General features: G+C 75.8%; 13 protein-coding genes. 6 read left to right on the plus strand and 7 right to left on the minus strand.

The features are described 5' to 3' along the window. The first annotated feature begins 20 nt into the window (after positions 1 to 20). Genes AB5J87_RS33545 through AB5J87_RS33560 form a run of 4 tightly spaced genes read left to right on the plus strand, consistent with a single transcriptional unit; the run spans position 21 to position 4,292 of the window. Positions 21 to 491 (plus strand): GPW/gp25 family protein, encoded by a 471-nt coding sequence (locus AB5J87_RS33545; RefSeq protein WP_369382419.1) that lies wholly within the window; start codon positions 21 to 23, stop codon positions 489 to 491. Continuing rightward, on the plus strand, positions 491 to 2,449 hold the full coding sequence (locus AB5J87_RS33550; RefSeq protein WP_369382422.1) for a putative baseplate assembly protein: 1,959 nt from the start codon (positions 491 to 493) through the stop codon (positions 2,447 to 2,449). Before AB5J87_RS33545 ends, AB5J87_RS33550 begins: the two co-directional genes overlap by 1 nt. A 53-nt stretch (positions 2,450 to 2,502) precedes the next feature. After that, positions 2,503 to 3,012, plus strand: coding sequence for a phage tail protein (locus AB5J87_RS33555; RefSeq protein ID WP_369383749.1), 510 nt, complete (start codon positions 2,503 to 2,505; stop codon positions 3,010 to 3,012). After that, positions 3,009 to 4,292, plus strand: coding sequence for a zinc ribbon domain-containing protein (locus AB5J87_RS33560; RefSeq protein WP_369382425.1), 1,284 nt, complete (start codon positions 3,009 to 3,011; stop codon positions 4,290 to 4,292). Before AB5J87_RS33555 ends, AB5J87_RS33560 begins: the two co-directional genes overlap by 4 nt. A gap of 101 nt (positions 4,293 to 4,393) precedes the next feature. Here AB5J87_RS33560 and AB5J87_RS33565 read toward each other — a convergent pair whose 3' ends face one another. After that, complete coding sequence (locus AB5J87_RS33565; RefSeq protein WP_369382428.1) at positions 4,394 to 4,993, minus strand: short chain dehydrogenase; 600 nt, start codon at positions 4,991 to 4,993, stop codon at positions 4,394 to 4,396. 166 nt (positions 4,994 to 5,159) lie between these two features. Between AB5J87_RS33565 and AB5J87_RS33570 the strand changes: the two genes are divergently transcribed. Continuing rightward, positions 5,160 to 6,023 carry a LysR substrate-binding domain-containing protein gene (locus tag AB5J87_RS33570; protein ID WP_369382430.1) on the plus strand — a complete coding sequence of 288 codons (864 nt, stop codon included), beginning with the start codon at positions 5,160 to 5,162 and terminating at the stop codon, positions 6,021 to 6,023. Between the two features lie 43 nt (positions 6,024 to 6,066). On the opposite strand, the gene AB5J87_RS33575 is transcribed toward AB5J87_RS33570, so the two are convergent. Continuing rightward, a complete protein-coding gene (locus AB5J87_RS33575) occupies positions 6,067 to 6,558 on the minus strand; it encodes a Gmad2 immunoglobulin-like domain-containing protein (RefSeq protein WP_369382433.1) in 492 nt (163 codons plus the stop codon). 139 nt (positions 6,559 to 6,697) lie between these two features. Beyond that, a complete protein-coding gene (locus AB5J87_RS33580) occupies positions 6,698 to 7,360 on the minus strand; it encodes a M1 family aminopeptidase (protein WP_369382434.1) in 663 nt (220 codons plus the stop codon). A gap of 163 nt (positions 7,361 to 7,523) precedes the next feature. On the opposite strand from AB5J87_RS33580, the gene AB5J87_RS33585 reads away from it, so the two are divergent. After that, the gene (locus tag AB5J87_RS33585; protein ID WP_369382436.1) at positions 7,524 to 8,426 is read left to right on the plus strand and encodes an NmrA family NAD(P)-binding protein; all 903 of its coding nucleotides are present in this window, start codon (positions 7,524 to 7,526) and stop codon (positions 8,424 to 8,426) included. A 36-nt stretch (positions 8,427 to 8,462) separates the two neighbouring features. Here the strand turns inward: AB5J87_RS33585 and AB5J87_RS33590 are convergent, their stop codons facing one another. Genes AB5J87_RS33590 through AB5J87_RS33605 form a run of 4 tightly spaced genes read right to left on the minus strand, consistent with a single transcriptional unit; the run spans position 8,463 to position 18,267 of the window. Next, positions 8,463 to 11,396 (minus strand): condensation domain-containing protein, encoded by a 2,934-nt coding sequence (locus AB5J87_RS33590; protein ID WP_369382439.1) that lies wholly within the window; start codon positions 11,394 to 11,396, stop codon positions 8,463 to 8,465. After that, a complete protein-coding gene (locus tag AB5J87_RS33595) occupies positions 11,386 to 13,224 on the minus strand; it encodes a non-ribosomal peptide synthetase (protein ID WP_369382442.1) in 1,839 nt (612 codons plus the stop codon). Before AB5J87_RS33595 ends, AB5J87_RS33590 begins: the two co-directional genes overlap by 11 nt. A gap of 1 nt (position 13,225) precedes the next feature. After that, the gene (locus tag AB5J87_RS33600; protein ID WP_369382445.1) at positions 13,226 to 15,115 is read right to left on the minus strand and encodes a non-ribosomal peptide synthetase; all 1,890 of its coding nucleotides are present in this window, start codon (positions 15,113 to 15,115) and stop codon (positions 13,226 to 13,228) included. Next, positions 15,115 to 18,267 carry an amino acid adenylation domain-containing protein gene (locus AB5J87_RS33605; RefSeq protein WP_369382446.1) on the minus strand — a complete coding sequence of 1,051 codons (3,153 nt, stop codon included), beginning with the start codon at positions 18,265 to 18,267 and terminating at the stop codon, positions 15,115 to 15,117. The genes AB5J87_RS33600 and AB5J87_RS33605 overlap by 1 nt, the downstream gene beginning before the upstream one ends. Between the last annotated feature and the right edge of the window lie 127 nt (positions 18,268 to 18,394).

An 18,394-nucleotide genomic window follows, 5' to 3' on the forward strand; every position in this document is an offset into this window, starting at 1 on the left:
GGAAGGCAGGTGTACGGCTGATGGCCGAACAGTTCGTCGGTTCCGGCTGGGCGTTCCCGCTGCGCATCGGGCCCACCGGCGGGATCGCGCTGGTGAGCGGCGAGCGGGAGGTGGAGGAGGCGATCCGGCTCGTACTGGCCACCGCGCCCGGGGAGCGGCCCATGCGCCCCGAGTTCGGCTGCGCCATCCACGACCTGGTCTTCGCTCCGGTCAACGAGCAGACGGCGGGCCGCATCCAGCACGAGGTGTACATGAGCCTCGACCGCTGGGAGCCGCGCATCGAGGTCCAGGACGTCGAGGTCACCACCGGCGGCGACCAGAGCGTGCTGTACATCGACGTCCGCTATTCGATCCGGGGCACCAACAACCCGCGCAGCCTCGTCTTCCCCTTCTACGTCATCCCCTCCCACGACGAGCCCGGTCCGCCGGGCTCATCGGACGGTCCCGGCGGACCGCCCGGCCCCGGTAACCACCCCGAAAGCGACCGCTGATGTCCCTGCCCTCTCCCAACCTCGACGACCGCCGCTTCCAGCAGTTCGTCGACGACGCCAAGCGCTACATCCAGCAGCGCGCCCCGGAATGGACCGACCACAACGTCTCCGATCCCGGCGTCACCCTGATCGAAACGGTCGCGCACATGGCGGACCAGATCGTCTACCGCCTCAACCGGGTTCCGGAGAAGAACCACCTCGCCTTCCTCGACCTGGTGGGCATCACCCTCTTCCCGCCGGCGGCGGCCCGCAGCGAGGTGACGTTCTGGCTGTCCGCGCCGCAGGAGGAGGCCATCGCCGTGCCGGTGGGCACCGAGGTCTCCACCCTGCGCACCGAAGGAGACGAGGCGGTCGTCTTCGCCACCGAGCGCGAACTGGCCGTCGTCCCCTGCTCGCTCGGGCACCTGGTGGTCCAGCACCAGGGCCGGCCGGTCGCCGACCGCACCATCGACCTCGTCGAGGGCCGGGACGTGGCGTGCTTCGCCGAGGCCCCCTGCCCCGGCGACTGCATGCTGCTGGGCCTGACCGCCGCCGTCCCGCACTGCGCGCTCGCGCTCGAACTCGACAGCCGGGTCGACGGCGTCGGCGTCGACCCCCGCCAGCCGCCGCTGGTGTGGGAGGCGTGGACCGAGGACGGCTGGCAGCCCTGCGAGGTCGACCGCGACGGAACCGGCGGCCTCAACCGCCCCGGCGACGTCGTGCTGCACATCCCGGGCGGCCACGTCCTGTCCCGCAACGGCGGCCACGAGGCGGGCTGGGTGCGCTGCCGCGTCAGCGAACCCCTGACCGGCCAGCCCTTCTACACCACCACCCCCACCATCCGCTCCGCCGAGGCGTTCACCATCGGCGGCACCACCCGCGCGGTGCACGCCGAGACCGTCCACGACGAGGCGCTCGGCGAGTCCACCGGACTGCCGGGCCAGCGGCTGCGCCTGGTCAACGTCCCCGTCGTCGCGGACGACCCGCCGCTGCTGCTCCAGACCGCCGCGCACGAGGGCTGGCAGGACTGGCAGGTCGTCTCCCACTTCGCCGCCTCCGGCCCCGGCGACCGCCATGTGACCCTGGACGCGGCGACCGGCGAGATCGCGTTCGGCCCCGCCGTCCGCGAACCCGACGGCACCCTGCGCCAGTACGGCGCCGTCGCCCCCAAGGGGGCCGTGATCCGCGCCCGCCGCTACCGCACCGGCGGCGGACGCGCCGGCAACGTGGCCCGTGGCGCCGTCCAGGTGCTGCGCACCTCCATCCCGTACGTCTCCGAAGTCGTCAACCGCGAGGCCGCGCGCGGCGGTGTCGACGGCGAGACGGTCGAGGAGGCCAAGCTGAGGGCGCCGATCACCCTGCGCGCCCAGGAGCGCGCCGTCACCCTGCGCGACTACGAGGAGCTCGCCCGCCGCGCCGCCCCCGAGACCGCCCGGATCACCTGTCTGGAGGGCGAGGAGGGCGAACACGGCGCCTACGCGGTCCGGGTCGTGGTCGTCCCGCAGGCCGTGCCCGACCCCGGCGGCCGGCTCCGCTTCGAGCAACTGGTCCCCGGCGACGACCTGCTGGGCCGGATCACCCGCCATCTCGACGAGCGCCGCCTGATCGGCACCCGTCTCGCCGTGGGCCCGCCCTACTACCAGGGCGTCACCGTCGTCGCCACCGTGCACGCCTTCCGCGGCGTCGACACCGACCGGGTGCGCCGCCAGGCCCACGACGCCCTCTACCGCCATCTCGACCCGCTCACCGGCGGCGCCGACGGGCGGGGCTGGCCGTTCGGCCGTCCGGTGCAGTCCGGCGAGGTCTTCGCGGTGCTCCAGCGCGTCCCCGGCGTCGAACTGGTCGACCAGGTCGTCCTGCACCCCGCCGACCCGCTCACCGGCAAACGCGGCGATCCCACCGACCGCATCGACCTCGACGCGCCGTCGCTCGTCTTCTCCTACGACCACCGGGTCCGCGTCATCGGGGATTCGGCGTGAGCGGCGGCAGGGGCTCCGTCGACGGGCTGGGCTCGTCCGTGCCCATCGGCACCATGCTCCCGGCCGTGTTCGCCGACGACGACCTCGCCCAGCGGTTCGTCGGCGGCCTCGACGACGTGATCGCCCCCATCCTCAACGTCCTGGACTGCCTCGACACCTACTTCGACCCCGCCCTGACCCCCGTCGACTTCGCGCGGTGGCTGGGCACCTGGGTCGGCGCGGAGACCGACGGCACCGAACCCGAGGACCGGCTGCGGGCCGCCGTCGCCGCCGCCGCCCGGCTGCACCGGGTGCGCGGCACCCGGCAGGGCCTGGCCGAGTCCGTGCGGCTCGCGTTCGGCGTGACGCCCCACATCGACGAGAGCGGCGGCGCCGCCTGGAGCGCGCGCCCCCTGGGCGCGTTCCCCGGGGCGAAGCGCCCCCATCTGCACGTGACCCTGCCCCTGCCCGACCCCACGCCCGCCGACACCCACCGCCTGGACGCGCTCGTCGCCGCGGCCCGCCCCGCCCACATGCCCTACACCGTCGAAGTGACCACGGCCGAGAGGATCTCGCAGCGATGACCACCCCACACTGCGCCGAATGCGGCACCCGCGCGGAGCCGGGACAGTCCTTCTGCGACTCCTGCGGTGCCGTGCTCGGCTGGGACCGGGCCGCGGCCCACACCGCCCGTCCGGCCGCGGACAGCGCCACCGCGCGGGACACCCTGGAGCGCCCGGGGCCCGCGGCCCCCGCGCCGCGCCCGGCGGACGCGACGGGCGCGCCCGAGCGCGACCCCGCGCCGGGGACCGGCCGGCCCCCGGCGGTCCCGGACCCGCCGCGGCGCCCCGCCGAGGCCCCGCCGGCGGTCCCCGCCCCGCGCGCGGCGGACGACACCGCGCCCACCGTTCCGGTGGAGCCCGTGCCGTCGCGGGACGGCGCCGGCGCCCCGCCGGAGAGCGACAGCGACCGGGCGCGTCAGCTCCTGGTGCCCGTCGCCGACCCCGAGCCCCCGGCGGCCACCCCGCCCCCGGCGGTCGCCCCCGTGCTGCCGGGCCGCCCCGACGCCGAACGGCCGCAGGTCCGTGGCCCGGGCCCGTACACAGAGGCCGTGACCGGCCCGCCGTGCCGGTGGTGCGCCACGCCCAACCGGCCCGACCGGCACTTCTGCGGCCGGTGCGCGATGCCGCTGGCCGACGAGGCCGCGCCGCTTCCGCCGGGGCGCCTGCCCTGGTGGCGGCGGCTGTTCCGGCGCGACCGGGAGGTGCCGTGGGCGGGTGAACGGCCGCCGCTGCGCCGGGTGTTCGACCGGATCGGCACCTGGGTCGGCGCGGTGGTCGCCGTGACGCTGATCGTCCTGGGCATCCTCTACATCCCGGACGCCGTCAACGCCGGGCGCGACCACTTCGCCAAGCGCGCCCCGGTCGCCCCGGACTCGATGCGGGCGTCCCGCTCCTTCCCCGACCACCCGCCCCAGCTCGCCTTCGACAAGAAGAGCAACACCTGGTGGGGGCCGGGCGTCGCGGGGCCCGGCCAGGGCCAGTGGATCGAGGCGAGCTTCGACGAGCCGACGCGGCTGCTCGACGTGATCCTCACCCCGGGTGTCTCCGCCCGCCCCGAGCGGGCGGGCGAGTCGGCCCTGCCGCACCGCCTGCTGGCGACGATCACCAAGAAGGACGGCAAGACCTCGACCCGCGAGATCACCCTCGACCAGGGCTCGGGCGGCCAGCGCCGCTCGTTCCGGGTCGGTGAGGTGGTCAAGGTCCGCTTCACCGTCGAGTCGTCGTACGGGGCCTCCGACAAGAAGCAGGTGTCCATCGCGGAGATCGAGTTCTTCGGCCGGTCCAACTCCAACCACCTCTGACCCGCGCCGAGTTCATCCGGACATGGCTGCGGGCGGCCACCTGTGGCGACCGCCCGTAGTCAGTCCGGCTGTACGGGGCAGGGTCCCGTCCGGCCTTGTGCCTAGTGCACGCGGTAGGTCTGGCCCGTCTGCGCCCCTTCGATCGACCGGACGTACGCGGTCGCGACGCGTGCGGCGGGGACCGGCTCCATGCCCACGAAGAACGGACCGTAGGCGGGCATCGACTCCTCGACCACCGTCGGGCTCACCGTGTTGATCCGCTGCGGCGCGATCTCTATCGCGGCGGCCCGCGCGAACGCCTCGACCGCGCCGTTGGCCGCCGACGCGGCGGACCCCGCCACGATCGGCTGCTCCGTGAGGATCCCGCTGATCAGGGTGAACGAACCGGTCGGGGCCACGTGCCGGGTGCCCTGGCGGACCAGCTCCAGCTGGCTGAGGGCCTTGCCGCGGAACGTCGCCGCGAAGTCGTCCGCCGCCAGGTCGGCCAGCGGCTTGAAGACCGCGTCGCCCGCCGCGACGGCCACCGCGTCCAGCGGACCGGCCTGCTCGTAGAGCCGGGCCACGGCCTGCGGGTCGGTGACGTCGGCGACCAGGTCCCCGCTCGTGCGGCCCACGCCGACCACCTCGTGGCCGCGCGCGGTGAGCGCCTCGCGCACCGCGGAACCCAGGGTGCCGGCCGCGCCGACCAGAAGAATCCTCACAACACACCGTCCGATGTCTCGCACACGACCGCCCGGAGCCATGTGCGCCGGGCGGCCCCGGGCCGTTGTCCCGGGGAGGCCGGGCCAGCGGCCCGACACCGTTGAACCTACGCACCCCGCAGCGCGTCCGGAAATGCCTTCTGGGCAGCGACTATGCTTGTGAGGCATGGATGTGGAACTGCGCCATCTCAAGGCCCTGGCCGCCATCGCCGAAGCGGGCACCGTCACCGCCGCGGCCACTCGGCTGCACATGACGCAACCGGCCCTCTCGCGCACCCTCGCCCAGCTGGAGACCCGGGTGGGGGTCGGCCTGGTCGACCGCTCCTCCCGCCACCTGGGGCTCACCCCGGCCGGGGAGACCCTCCTGGGACACGGCCGGGCCATCCTCGCGCACCTCGACGCGGCGCTGGCCGACACCCGGGCCGTGGACCGGCCGCTGCGTCTTGGCTACACCTGCGCGGTGCTGGGGCAGCAGACGGTACCGCTGCTGCGCACCTGGCGCCAGGAGCACCCGCACGCGCCGCTCGAAGTGGTCCGCCAGGACAACAGCACCGCGGGCCTGGCCACCGGAGACACCGATGTGGCCGTCCTGCGCACCGTCCCGGCCGACCCGCGCATCCGCACCGAGGCCCTCTACACCGAGGACCGGGTGGCCGCCCTGCCCGACGACCACCCGCTCGCGGACCGCGACCGGGTGCGCCTGGCGGAGCTGACCGCCGGCGCGTCCCTGCCGCTGGCGCTGTGGCCGGACACCGGCACCGCGTCGGTCGACCTGTGGCCCCCGGAGCAGCGCCCGCACCGCACGGTGGACGTCCGCAACGTCGACGAGTGGCTGAACCTCATCGCCACCGGCGGCGCGTTCGGCGTGGGCGCCGCGGGCACGGCGGAGAGCCACGGGCACCCGGGGGTGCGGTTCGTCACCGTCGAGGACGCGCCCGCCACCACGGTCTACCTCGCCCGCCCCGCCCACGCCACGCACCCGCGCACGGAGGAGTTCCTCGCGGCGGTACGGGAGGTGGTCAGCGCCTGACGATCCCCGGTGTCGACCCCGTACAACCGGGGCCCCGCCCGGCCTACGTCCCGATCGGTACGCGCAGGACCTGGCCCGGCGCGATCTTGTCGGGGTCGGTGATCTGCGCCGGGTTGGCGCGCACGATGCGCGGATAGAGTGCGGCGTTGCCGTAGTACGCCTTGGCCAGCGCCGACAGGGTGTCGCCCTTCACCACGGTGTGCTCGCGGTATCCGTAGTAGCCGGGGACTATGCGCGGCCCGTAGATGACCGGAACGGTGACGGCGTTGACCGCGCCGCCGTCTCTGGCACCGGCCTCGAAGACCTGGACCAGCAGCCGGTCGGACTGGAACGCCACCTCGCCCACATCCACGGTGAGGTGGAACTGCCCGTGCTCACCTGTGCCGCCGCCCGCGGTGAACGTGCCGGTCACCTCGTGGTGGCCGTCGCCGACGCGGTACTCCAGGGTCGCTTCGAACCCGGTCGCGACACCCCCGACCTGGATCGGGTCGCCCACCAGGTCGAGCGGGCGGGGTTGGTCCACGCGATTGGTCATGAGGCTTCCTCCGCTGGTGAGTTGTGCGGCACTGGCAGCTTCGCCGCAGGACCCCCGGAAGACAACGGCACACCTCGGTCGTTCTGCACCACTCCCGCCGCCGGGCGCAGGTGCCGGACCGGCGCCCCGATCGCATGGTTCACCGCCTCGATCCGGCCGGGCCGGCCTCGATCCGGTGTGCCGCCCAGAACGCGGTGAGGTCCCGGCCGGCCGCCGTCCGCGCGGCCCGCAGGAAGTCCGCGTCGGTCGAGACGCCGTACCAGTGGTCGGCGGCATAGGTCCGCAGCATCCGCTCCATCACCGGCGTGCCCAGCTCCCGCTCCAGGTCGTGCAGCGCGCACGAGCCCGCCCGGTAGACGACCGAGGTCCAGCCCGCCGGGCCGGGCGGCTCGGCCCAGTACCCCATGGAGTCGGTGATCGCGGCGTCGGGCCGCGGCCAGTACACCTGGGACCAGCAGCCCTGCCCGCTCTCGCCGTGGAAGAGGTCCTGCGCGTACGTCGCGAACGCCTCGTCCAGCCACGGGTCGGCGTACTCGTCGTCGCCCACGATCCCGTACCACCACTGGTGGGCGATCTCATGGGCCGCGCCGCTGCCGTCCCGGTCCGTCCACAGCAGCACGAAGCCCGGGTACTCCATGCTGCCGAACACCGCGAAGTCCGGGCTGAGGACGATGTCCAGCTCCCCGTACGGATAGCGGCCGAAGCGCTCGCCGAACGCGTCCACGGCCCCGGCGCTCTCCGCCCGGGCGAGGGCGACCCCGTCCGGGTCGGTGTCCTCGGTCCAGAACGCCCGTACGCGCACACCCCCGGGGCTGGGCGTTCTCGCCCAACGACGGGGCGGGTGCGAGAGGTGAAGATGCCTGCGTGACACAGATGGTTGCGCGGCGCAGACGTCTGGCCTACTCTTCTTCTCATCGCAATTACTGCGTCACGCAGAAGAATGACCTCATGCTCCAGGAGTTCCCGTGTCCACGTCCACCATCGCCGTCACCGGTGCCACCGGCGCCCAGGGCGGGGCCGCCGCCCGCGCCCTGATCGCCTCCGGCCACCGCGTCCGGGCCCTCACCCGGGACCCCGCCGGTCCCGCCGCCGAGGCGCTGCGCGCCCTCGGCGCCGACGTCCGCCGCGCCGACTTCGACGACCGCGCCTCCCTCGACGCCGCGCTCGCCGGAGCGGACGCCCTCTTCGCCGTCACCACGCCGTTCGGCACCGACGTCGACGCAGAGGTCCGCCAGGGCCGGGCCCTGGTCGACGCGGCCGTGGCCGCGCGCCTCGGGCACGTCGTGCTCACCTCCGCCGCGCACGCCGACCGCGGTACGGGCATCCCGCACTACGAGAGCAAGTTCCTCGTCGAGCGGCACCTGTACGCGTCCGGTCTGACCTGGACCGTGATCGGCCCCGCCGCCTTCATGGACAACTACGCGAGCGGCTGGACCCTCGAAGGGCTCCGCGAGGGCTCCTTCGCCTGGCCCATGCCCGGCGGGCAGCCGCTGGCCCTGGTCTGTGCCCGCGACATCGGCGTCTTCGCGGCCCTCGCGCTGCGGCGGCGCGCCGCGTTCGCCGGGCGCCGCGTCGACATCGCCGCCGACGCGCTCGACCCCGCCGCCATCGCGGCGGCCCTCACGCACGCGGCCGGGCGCCCCATCGCGCACCACGAGGTGCCGCTGGAGGTCGTCCGCGGGTACTCCGAGGACCTGGCCGCGATGTTCGCGTACTTCGCCTCGGCGGGCCTCGACGTCGACGTGGCCGCGCTGCGCCGGGAGTTCCCCGAGGTCGGCTGGCAGTCCTTCGCCGACTGGGCCGCCGCCCAGGACTGGCCCGCGCTCCTGTCCGCCCCGCCCGCCGCCCGTCCCGGCGCCAAGGGGTGAGGAAACACCCCTTGGCGCCAGGCAATTGATGGACCGTCAGGAATTGTCTTCCCGCGTCCCGCCGATCATCTCCGCCAGTACGCTCCGCCGGTCCTCGCCCGGCCTGGCGCGCAGCGTCCGGGCCAGACGGTGGCTGTCGTAGTGCCAGCGGTGGTCGAGGTCCTGGGGGACCCCGTCCGTCTCGCGGATCTCGGCGCGGGTGCCGAGCAGTTCCGTGAGGTCCCGGGCGAGGTCGTGCCAGGAGACGTGGCCGCTCACGGCGTTGGCGACGCCGTGCACCGGGCGCTCCAGGCACTCGGTGACCGCGCGGGCCAGGGCCGCCGCGTGCACCCAGGCGGCGCCGTACCAGGGGTGACCGGCGGTGCCGGGCCGGGGCAGCTCGATCGGCTCGCCCCGGTCGGCGGCCTGGTACAGCGTGCCGAGGGCGCCCCAGCGCAGCTGTTCGCGCAGCCGCTCGTGCGCGCCCCAGACGATCGGGGACCGCACCGCGCTCGCTCCGCCGCGCCCGCCGGTACCGGCCGCGCGCAGCACCATGGCCTCGCAGTCGAGCTTGGCCCGGCCGTACGGGCTGATGGGCGCGTGGGAGGGCGACTCCTCCAGGACCCGCTCCCCGTGGGGGTGGCCGTAGGCGTCGACGCTGCTGACGAAGACGAACGGCCCGCCGCGCCAGGCGTCGACCATGGCCTGCGTCGCCGCCAGGTCCACCTCGGGCCGGGTGAAGGTGGACGCGGCGTGGATGACCGCGTCGGCGCCCGCGACGGCGTGGCGCAGCCCGTCCAGGTCGGTGAGGTCGCCCGCGACGACGTCGACGCCGTCGGCGGCGACCAGATGAGCCGACTCGGGCCGGGCCAGGGCCAGTACGGGGCGGCCCTGTGCGGCCAGTTCACGCAGGAGGAACGCGCCGACGCCCCCCGTCGCACCGGTGACCAGCACCGTGCCCGGCCGCACCGCGCGCGACCGGGCGGGCCTGGCGACGGGCTTGGCGGCGGCCTGCTGGGCCGCGCGCTCGTCCAGGAGCGCGGCGAGCGCCCGGGGCGTACGGGCCTGGAGCACGTCGAGACCGGTGACCGGCAGGCCGAGCCCGGTGCGCAGGCGTTCGGCGAGCTGCACCGCGATCAGGGAGTGGCCGCCCAGGGCGAAGAAGTCGCCGTCGGGCGGCGGCGTGCCGCCGAGCAGCGACGCGAAGGCGTCCACGACGGCCGAGGCCCGGGCGCCGGAGAGGCCGTCCGGGGCGGAAGGCCGGCCGGAGACGGGGGCCCCGGCGTCCGTCGCGGGCAGCGTGTCGAGCAGCGTGACCGCGGCGGGTACGGACTCGGGCGCCAGCGAGCGGCGCAGCAGCCCGAGGAGCTCGTTGCTGGAGGGGCCGACGCTCTCGCGCAGCACGGCGTAGGCCACGGACGGCCCCTGCCCGGTCTGGACGACCATGGCGTCGGCGACCTGCGGATGGGCGCGCAGCGCCAGGACCGCCGGGTGGGCCCCGCCCTCCCGGGGATGGTCCGGGGACGGCGCGGCCGGTCGGTCGTCGCCGTCCTCCGGCCGTGCCCGGCCGCGCGGGCCGAGGCCGGGCACCTCGCTCAGGGCGAGCTCCGGACGGGTGGCCGCCGAGTCCAGCAGGGCGGCGAAGTCCCGTACGGTCGCCCTGGCCGCGTCGTCGTCCAGCGCGGCGCGGTCGAACTGGACCAGCGCCGAGGGCCGTTCGGCGTCGTCGAGCGACAGGCCGTAGGAGAGGGTGAACTTGGCGCCGCCGGTGGGCACGTCCACGTACTCGGCCGTGGTGCCGGGCAGTCGGAGCACCGTGGGCTCGCCCAGCACGTCGGAGGTGACGCGCAGCAGGGCCGTGCCGTCGGCGCCGCGCGCGGCGGCGCCCAGGCGCTCCAGGACGAGGTCGAACGGCAGGTGCCGGTGGCGCTGGGCCTCCAGGAGCCCGTCGCGCACGCGGTGCAGCAGCTCGGCGAACGACGGGTCGCCGGAGGCGTCCACGCGGACAGGCAGGGTGTTGACGCACAGCCCGACCAGGCCGCGCATGGCGATGCCGGTGCGGTGGGTGCCCGCGACACCGATGACGAGGTCGTCCTCACCGGTGAGGCGGCGCAGTGCCGCGAACGCCGCGGTCAGCGACACCGCGAAGAGCGTGGCCCGCTGCTCGGCGCCCAGCGCCCGCAGCGCCTCGGGCAGCGCGGGGGCCAGCGGCACGGTGTGCACGGCCGCCCCGGAGGCGCCGGACGCGTCCGGCGCGGGCAGCCGGGGCGGGGCTGCGTCGGCGAGCTGCCCGCTCCAGCGCGCCAAGTCCCCCTGGAGGCCGGGTATCCCGTCGTGCTCGCGGCGCGCGTAGTCGCCGTACTGCGGGGCCTCGGCCAGGGGAGCGGGGCCGGATCCCCCGGCGGCGGCCGTGTACAGCGCGGCCAGTTCGCCGGCCACGACCTCCAGCGATCCGCCGTCGATGGCGATGTGATGGAACGTCAGCGACACGGTGTGGTCCCGCTCCCCGTGGCGCAGGACACGGGCGCGTACCGCATCGCCCGCCGCGAGGTCGAACGGCCGGGCCGCCTCTTCCCGCAGCAGCGCCCCGGCGCCGCGCACGGAGGCGTCGACGACGGGCACGGCGACCGCGCGCGGGGCCGGGAGCACCTCCTGGAAGGGCTCGCCGTCCCGCTCCCCGTATCCGGTGCGCAGGACGGTGTGCCGGGCCACCAGCGCGGTCAGGGCGGTGGCCAGGGCCGCCGGGTCGAACGGGCCGCGCACCCGGGTCACGAAGGGAACGTGGTACGAGTCGCCCGCGCCGCCGAGGCGTTCCATCAGCCACATGCGGCGCTGGGCGCGGGAAAGCGGCAGCCGGCCGGAGTGCGGTGCGCCGTCGTCCGGAGCGGCGGCGGTGGCCCGCCCGGCGGCGCCGGCGCGGGCCCTGCGCAGCAGTTCGAGCTGGAGCCGCCGCTGTTCGGCGCGCGCCGTGGAGTCGGCGTCAGTGGGCATCGCGGTGCTCCGGGTTCTCGGGGTGGAGGTCGCTGTGGGCGGCCAGCAGGGCGCGTTCGACCAGGGCGGCCTGGGCGGCGACGGTCGGCGCGGCGAAGAAGTCGGCCAGCGACAGCTCGACGCCGAGCTCCTCGCGCAGGTCGTCGGTGACGGCGAGCGCGAGCAGCGAGTGGCCGCCCAGGGCGAGGAAGTCGGCGTCGCCACGGGTGACTTCGCTGCCCAGGGACCGGCTCCACACCTCGGCGACGGCCTGCTCCAGCGGGCCCATCGCCGGGGCGGGCGCCCCGTCTGCGGCCGGGGAACCGGCCTGGGCCCGGTCGGCCAGCGCCCGTCGGTCGACCTTGCCCGACGGGGTGAGCGGAAGGCGCTCCACCAGGGTGAGGGCGTCCGGCACCAGGTGGGCGGGCAGGACGGTGGTCAGCTGCTCGCGCAGTGCCGAGGGGACGGGCACCGGGCCGGGCGCCGCGACGACGAACGCCACCAGGCGCGCCTCGGGCGTACCGGCGCCGTCGACCGCGACGGCGGCGTCGTCCACGTCCGGCCTGCGGCGCAGGGCGTGCTCGACCTCGGCGGGTTCGATGCGGAAGCCGCGCACCTTGACCTGGTCGTCGTTGCGGCCGTGGAAGTCCAGGACGCCGTCGTGGCGGACGGAGACGATGTCGCCCGTACGGTAGAGGCGCCCGGCGGTGGGGTGGTCGACGAAGCGCTCGGCCGTGAGGTCGGGCCGGCCCGCGTAGCCGTCGGCGAGCCGGGTGCCGCCGACCCACAGTTCGCCCCGGTCGCCCTCGGGCACCGGATCGCCGTCGGCGTCCAGGACGTGGACCGTGGCTCCCGCGATGGGGCGGCCGATCGGCACCGGCGCGTCGCAGTCCCGCTCGGTGACGGTGTGGGCGGTGGCGAACGTGGTGGTCTCGGTCGGCCCGTAGCCGTTGACCAGCTCCAGCCAGGGGAAGGCGGTCAGCACGTCCCGGGCGTGGCTGGCGGCCATGGCCTCGCCGCCCACCACGACCGAGCGCAGCTGGGCGAAGACGCGCGAGCGGCGGGCGGCGAGCTGGTGGAAGAGCGCGGTGGTGAAGAACGCGACGGTCACGCCGTGCCGCTCCACGTGCCGGGCCAGGTCCTCCAGGGAGGGCCGGGGCACGGTGCACACCACGACGGCGGCGCCGTTGGCGAGCGCGGCCCACACCTCGAACGTGGAGCCGTCGAAGGTCATGGGCGAGTGGAACAGCACGCGGTCACGGGCGTTGACCGTCACATAGCGCGGTGCGGTGACCAGTTCGGCGATGGCCCGGTGGCTGACGGTGACGCCCTTGGGGCGGCCGGTGGAGCCGGAGGTGAACATGATGAAGGCCGGGCTGTCGGGCGCGGCCCCGGCCGCCGGGGCGCCGCCGCCCAGGGGCGCTTCCGGCAGGGCCAGTACGGGGCCGGTGAGCCCGGACGCGTCCAGCAGCTTCGCGTCGCCGACGGTGAGGGTGACCCCCGCGTCCTCGATCATCGCCTCGGTGCGCGGCCGGGGCTGCGCGGGGTCCAGCGGCACGCACACGGCTCCGGCCCCCCACAGGGCGAGCTGGGCGACGACGGTGCGCGCGGAGCGGGCGGTCAGCAGCGCCACCCGGTCGCCGGTCGCCACCCCGTGCTCGCGCAGATGCGCGGCGAGGGCGCGGCCGGCCCGGTCGAGCTGCCCGTAGGTGAAGGTGGTGTCGCCGTCGACGACGGCCAGGGCGTTCGGGGTGCGGGCGGCGTGCCGGGCCACGAGCTCCGGCAGCGCCGTGGCGTGCGTGGGGAGCACGGCGGGCGCGGTGGCCATGGGCTGAGCGGTCGGTGTCATGTCAGGCTCCTGCCGGTCGCGGGGTCCAGCGCTGGTCGAGGAGGGCGGCGAAGGCGCCCAGGTCGGTGCTGCGCAGCAGTTCGTGGGCGCGCGGTCGGATGCCGCTCTCCCGCTCGACGACCGCCAGCAGCCGCGCCGCGACGACGGAAGTGCCGCCGATGTCGGTGAAGTTGTCGGCGAGTACGGTCGCGGGACGGCCCAGGAGTTCCCGTACGGCGGTCAGGACCAGCCGCTCGCCGGGGGTGGCGGCGGCCAGGTCGTCCGCCGGGGCGGCGGGCGCGGGCGAGGTGTCGGCGGCGGCCAGCGCGGTCCGGTCCACCTTGCCGTTGGCGTCCAGCGGGAAGCCGTCGACGAGCCGCACGGCGGCGGGGACGGCCTGCTCGGGGAGCCAGGCGCGGACCGCGTCCAGCAGGTCGGCCGCCGCGGGGGCGCCGAGCGCGGGCTTGAGGTGGGCGACGAGACGGGCGAGGCCGGAGCCGTCGCGCTCGACGGTGACGACCGCCGTGCGCACCCGGGGGTCCTGCTCGAACGCGGCCTCCACCTCGGCGAGTTCGATCCGCACGCCGCTGATCTTGACCTGGTCGTCGAGGCGGCCGAGGAACTCCAGGCCGCCGTCGGCGTCCATGCGGACCCGGTCGCCCGTGCGGTACAGCCGGTCGAGCTCCTTGAGTCCCGGGTGGTCGGCCGGGGCGGTGAAGCGCCGCGCGGTGAGCTCCGGATCGAGGTAGCCGAGGGCCAGGCAGTGGCCGCCGACGCGCAGTTCACCGTCCTGGCCCCGGTCGACGGGGTGGCCCTCGGCGTCGGTGACGACGACGGTGGTGCCCGGCAGCGGCGTGCCGATCGGCGGCGGCGCCACCTCGCCCGCCCGCGCGTCCGTGGCGCGCATCGCGTACGTGGTGGTGACGACGGTGGCCTCGGCCGGGCCGTAGGCGTTGTGCACGGTGGCGGTGACGTCCGGGCCGGGGCGGCGGCGCATGCGGTCGCCGCCGACGACGAGGTGACGCAGTGTCAGATCCTGGGGCCAGGGCCGGTCCAGGAGCGGCTCGACGGTCGGTGTCGCCGCCACGCACACGGTCACGGCCGCATCGCGCCACCAGTCGGTGAGCAGCGCCGCGTCCCAGCGGGTGTCGTCGGGGGCCGGGACGAGGGCGGCGCCCGAGGTCAGTGCGGCCCACAGCTCCAGCAGGTGCGGGTCGAAGGCCACGCCGATCAGCAGGGACTGCCGGTCGCCGGGCGCCAGGCCGGTGGCCGCGCGGTACCAGTCCAGGGCGACGGACAGCGACGCCTCGGCGACCGCGACGGCCTTGGGGCGGCCGGTGGACCCGGAGGTGAGGACCGCGTACAGCGTGCCCTCGGGTGCGCGCCGGGCGTCCGCGCGGCGGGCGGCGAACGCGGCCACCGGCGCGGCCGGCGCGTTCACGCCGTCGGCGGGCAGGCCCAGGGCCAGGTGCTCGCCGTCCTGGTGGGCCCCGGGCAGCACACCGGGGTCGCCGATCAGGCAGGCCACGTCGAGGTCCTCGGTGACGGCCTGGATGCGGCGCTCGCCGGGGCGCGGCCCCAGCGGCAGGTACACGGCGCCGAGCCGGGCGAGCGCGACGGCGCTCACCACCAGCGCGGTGGACCGGTCCAGGCAGACGCCGACCAGGTCACCGGGGCGTACGCGGTCGCGCAGGGCGGTGGCGACCCGCTCGGCGGCGGCGTCGAGTTCCCCGTACGTCCAGATCCGCTCGCCGTCGACGACGGCGGGGGCCTGCGGGGCGGTGCGGACCCACTCCTCGAAGCGGGCGACGACGGCGGTCGGTTCGGCGGCGGGGCCGTGGGCGATGCTCGCCGGGGCGTCGACGGCGCCGGCCGCGACGGTGGTCTCGGGAAGGGAGGGGGACTGGATCATCACGACTCCGTGGAGAGGGGGGCGGTGGCGGCGAGGGCGTCGGCCTGGTCGGCGAGGACGGGGTTGCGGAAGAGCACCTTGAGCGGCGGGCGCGTGCCCAGGTGGGGCTCCAGCCAGGCGGCGAGCTCGGCGGCCAGCAGCGAGTGGCCCCCGATGCGGAAGAAGTGGGAGCCGGCGTCGAAGCGGCTGTGGCCGAGGACTTCGCGCCAGCCGGTGACCAGCAGGGCCGTCATCGGGTCGTCCGGTACGGCGGTGTCCCGCGCCTCCTCGGAGACGGCCTCGGGCGCGGCCGGGGCCACCGGGTCGAGCGCGACCGCGCGACGGGTCAGGGCCGTGCGGTCCGGCTTGCCGCCCGCGAGGGTGGGCATCGTCTCCAGCCGGGCCCAGCGGGCGGGCACCAGCGGGCCGGGCAGCCGGCGGGCCAACTCGCCGTGCAGGGCCTTCTCGTCGACGTCGGCGAGGTCGGCGCCGTCCTCGAAGAAGCCGACGAGCCGGGGTGCGGCCGGGCTCTCGCGGTCCAGGACGACGGCGCAGGAGCGTCCGCCGAGCGCCGCGGACGCCGCCGCCTCGATCTCCTCCAGCTCGATGCGGTGCCCGCGCAGCTTGACCTGGTTGTCGCGGCGGCCCAGGAAGTAGAGCAGGCCGTCCAGGCCGCGGAAGCCGAGGTCGCCGGTGAGGTAGACCCGTTCGCCGCCGAGCGCGTCCACGGTGATGAAGCGGGCGGCCGTCACCTCCGCGTTGCCGGGGTAGCCCTCGGCGAGCCCCGGTCCGGCGATGGCCAGTTCGCCGACCGCGCCACTGGGCAGCGGCCGGTGGTGGTCGTCCAGGACGTGGACGCGCTCGCCCGGGAGCTCGGTGCCCAGCGGGATCTCGGCGCCCTCGGCCAGGGCCTCGCGGGAGATCTCGTGGACGGTCGAGCTGATGGCCGCCTCGGTGACGCCGTACGCGTTCATGACGGTGGCGTCGGTGTCGGCGAGAACGCCGCGCAAGGTCTCGGCGGGCAGCCGCTCACCGCCCAGGACCAGCAGCCGGGGCGCCCAGCTCTCCTCGCGCAGGGCGGGCCGCAGCTCCTCGCGGGTGGCGAGGAAGTAGCTGGTGGGGAGGTTGGCGACGGTGACCCGGGCGGCGGCGAGCAGCCCGGCGAGCTCGGCCCCGGTGGGCACCTCGTACTCCGGGATCACCAGGCAGGCACCCGCGTGCAGGGTGGGCAGCACCTCTTCCAGCGCCACGTCGAAGGACGGCTGCGCGAACATCAGGACCCGGTCGGAGGTGGTCAGGGCGAACCGGTCGGCGGTCGCGGTCAGATGGTGTGCGAGCGCCGCGCGCCCGACCGCGACCGGCTTGGGCGTGCCGGTGGAGCCGGAGGTGTGGATGACGTACGTGGTGCGCTCCAGGACGGCGGCCGGGTGGGCGCGGGGCAGCACGGGCGCGTCGATCCGGGCGGTGGGCAGCTCCCGCGGCAGGTCCGGGCCGCCCTCGCCGGTCAGGACGAGCGCCGGGGCGAGGCGCTGGAGCAGCAGGGCGATCCGGGCGGGCGGGTCGCTGGGGGAGAGCGGGCAGTAGACGGCGCCGGTGCGCAGACAGGCCAGCAGGGCGGTGACCGAGTCGGCGCCCCGGGGCAGGACGACGGCCACCGGCTGACCCGGCGCCACCCCGGCCGTGCGCAGCCGCTCGGCGAGCGCGGCGACCCGCTCGTCGAGCTCGCCGTACGTCACCCGGCGCGCCCCGCACAGCAGGGCGGGCAGCGAGGGGTGCTGTGCGGCCACCGGGTCCAGCGGATCGCGTCCGGCGGGCAGCGGCGCGGCCTCGGTGACCGCCTCCACCGCGGCCGGGGCCAGGTCGGCCAACGCGGCCCCGGGGGCGTCGAGATAGGCGCGCAGCAGGTCCAGGAAGCGGCCGGAGAGCAGCCGGGCCACGTCCTCGCCGAACAGGTCGGCGTCGTAGTCCCACACCAGCGTCATGCCGGGCGCGCCGTGGCGCGTGGTGACGCCGCGCCGGTCGTCGGGGAGCAGCACCACGTCCAGGTCGAAGCGGGTGGTGCCGGTGTTGAACCCCTCGAACAGGGTGATGTCCAGGCCCGGCAGGTCGAGTTCGGGGAGCGGGGCGTCATGGGCGCTGAACATGACCGAGAAGAGCGGGTTGTCGGCGCCGGAGGTGTGCAGTCCCAGCGCCCGGGTGAGCTCCTGGACGGGCACGTCCTGGTGCGGCAGGGCGCGGATGAGGGTGTCGGTGACCTCGTCCATGGTGTCCTGCGCCGGGACGGTGGGGTCCAGGGCGAGCGGCAGCGGGATGGTGTTGACGAACATCCCGACGGCGTCCTCGTACCCCAGCGGCCGGTTGCCGACGGCGGTGCCGATGACCATCCGGGAGCGACCGCTGTGGCGGCGCAGGAGCTCGGCGAAGAGCCCGAGGAGGGTGGCGAAGGGGGTGAGGCCGCGCTCACGGGCGTGGGCGCGCAGCCGCTCGGCGAGATCGGCGCCGATCGTCTGGCGCAGCTGGCCGCCGTGGTGGCGGCGCCGGGCGCCGGGGCGGGTCAGGCCCGGCAGCGGCAGGTCGTGCGGCTGGTCGCGCAGTTCGGCCTGCCAGAACTCCAGGGACTCCGGCGCGTACGCGGCACCGGCCTGGGCCTCGACGTGGTCCGCGTACGAGGAGGCGGGCGGCAGCGTCAGGGCCTCACCGGTGACGCGGGCGCGGTAGGTGCGGAAGACGTCGTCGAGCAGGATCGCGAACGAGTGCCCGTCATGGATCAGATGGTGCTCGACGTGCACCAGCCGGTGGTGCCGTTCGCCCAGCCGTACGAGCGTCCAGCGGATCAGCGGCGCCTCGAAGGTGTCGAGCGGCGTCTCGGCCTCGCGGCGCAGCAGCTCCTGGAAGGCCGCCTCCGGATCCGTCTCGCCGCCGAGGTCGACGGTGTGCAGCCGCGGCGCGCACCGCGGTGCGACCCGCTGCCCGGGTACGGACCCGGGCCGGTCCACGAGTTCGAGCCGCAGGCCGGCGTGGCGTGCCAGGGTGGCCCCCAGGCCCTCGCGCAGGGCCTCGGTGTCGAGGGTGCCCCACAGGTCGAGGGCGGCGGTGAAGTTGTAGGCACGGCTGCCGGGCTGCATCTGTTCGTGCAGCCAGACGATCTCCTGCGACGCGGAGAGCGGAAGCATGATCGGTCCCTGGGGGTTGTCGGACGGATTCCGGGCCCGGTCACGGTCGTGCCGGGCGTGGTCGTGCGGGCGGCCCCGCGGGTCGCGCGGGACCGCGTCGAAACGCGTGTGGGGTCTGTGGGGCGGG

It is taken from the genome of Streptomyces sp. cg36, assembly GCF_041080675.1.
GTDB lineage: Bacteria > Actinomycetota > Actinomycetes > Streptomycetales > Streptomycetaceae > Streptomyces.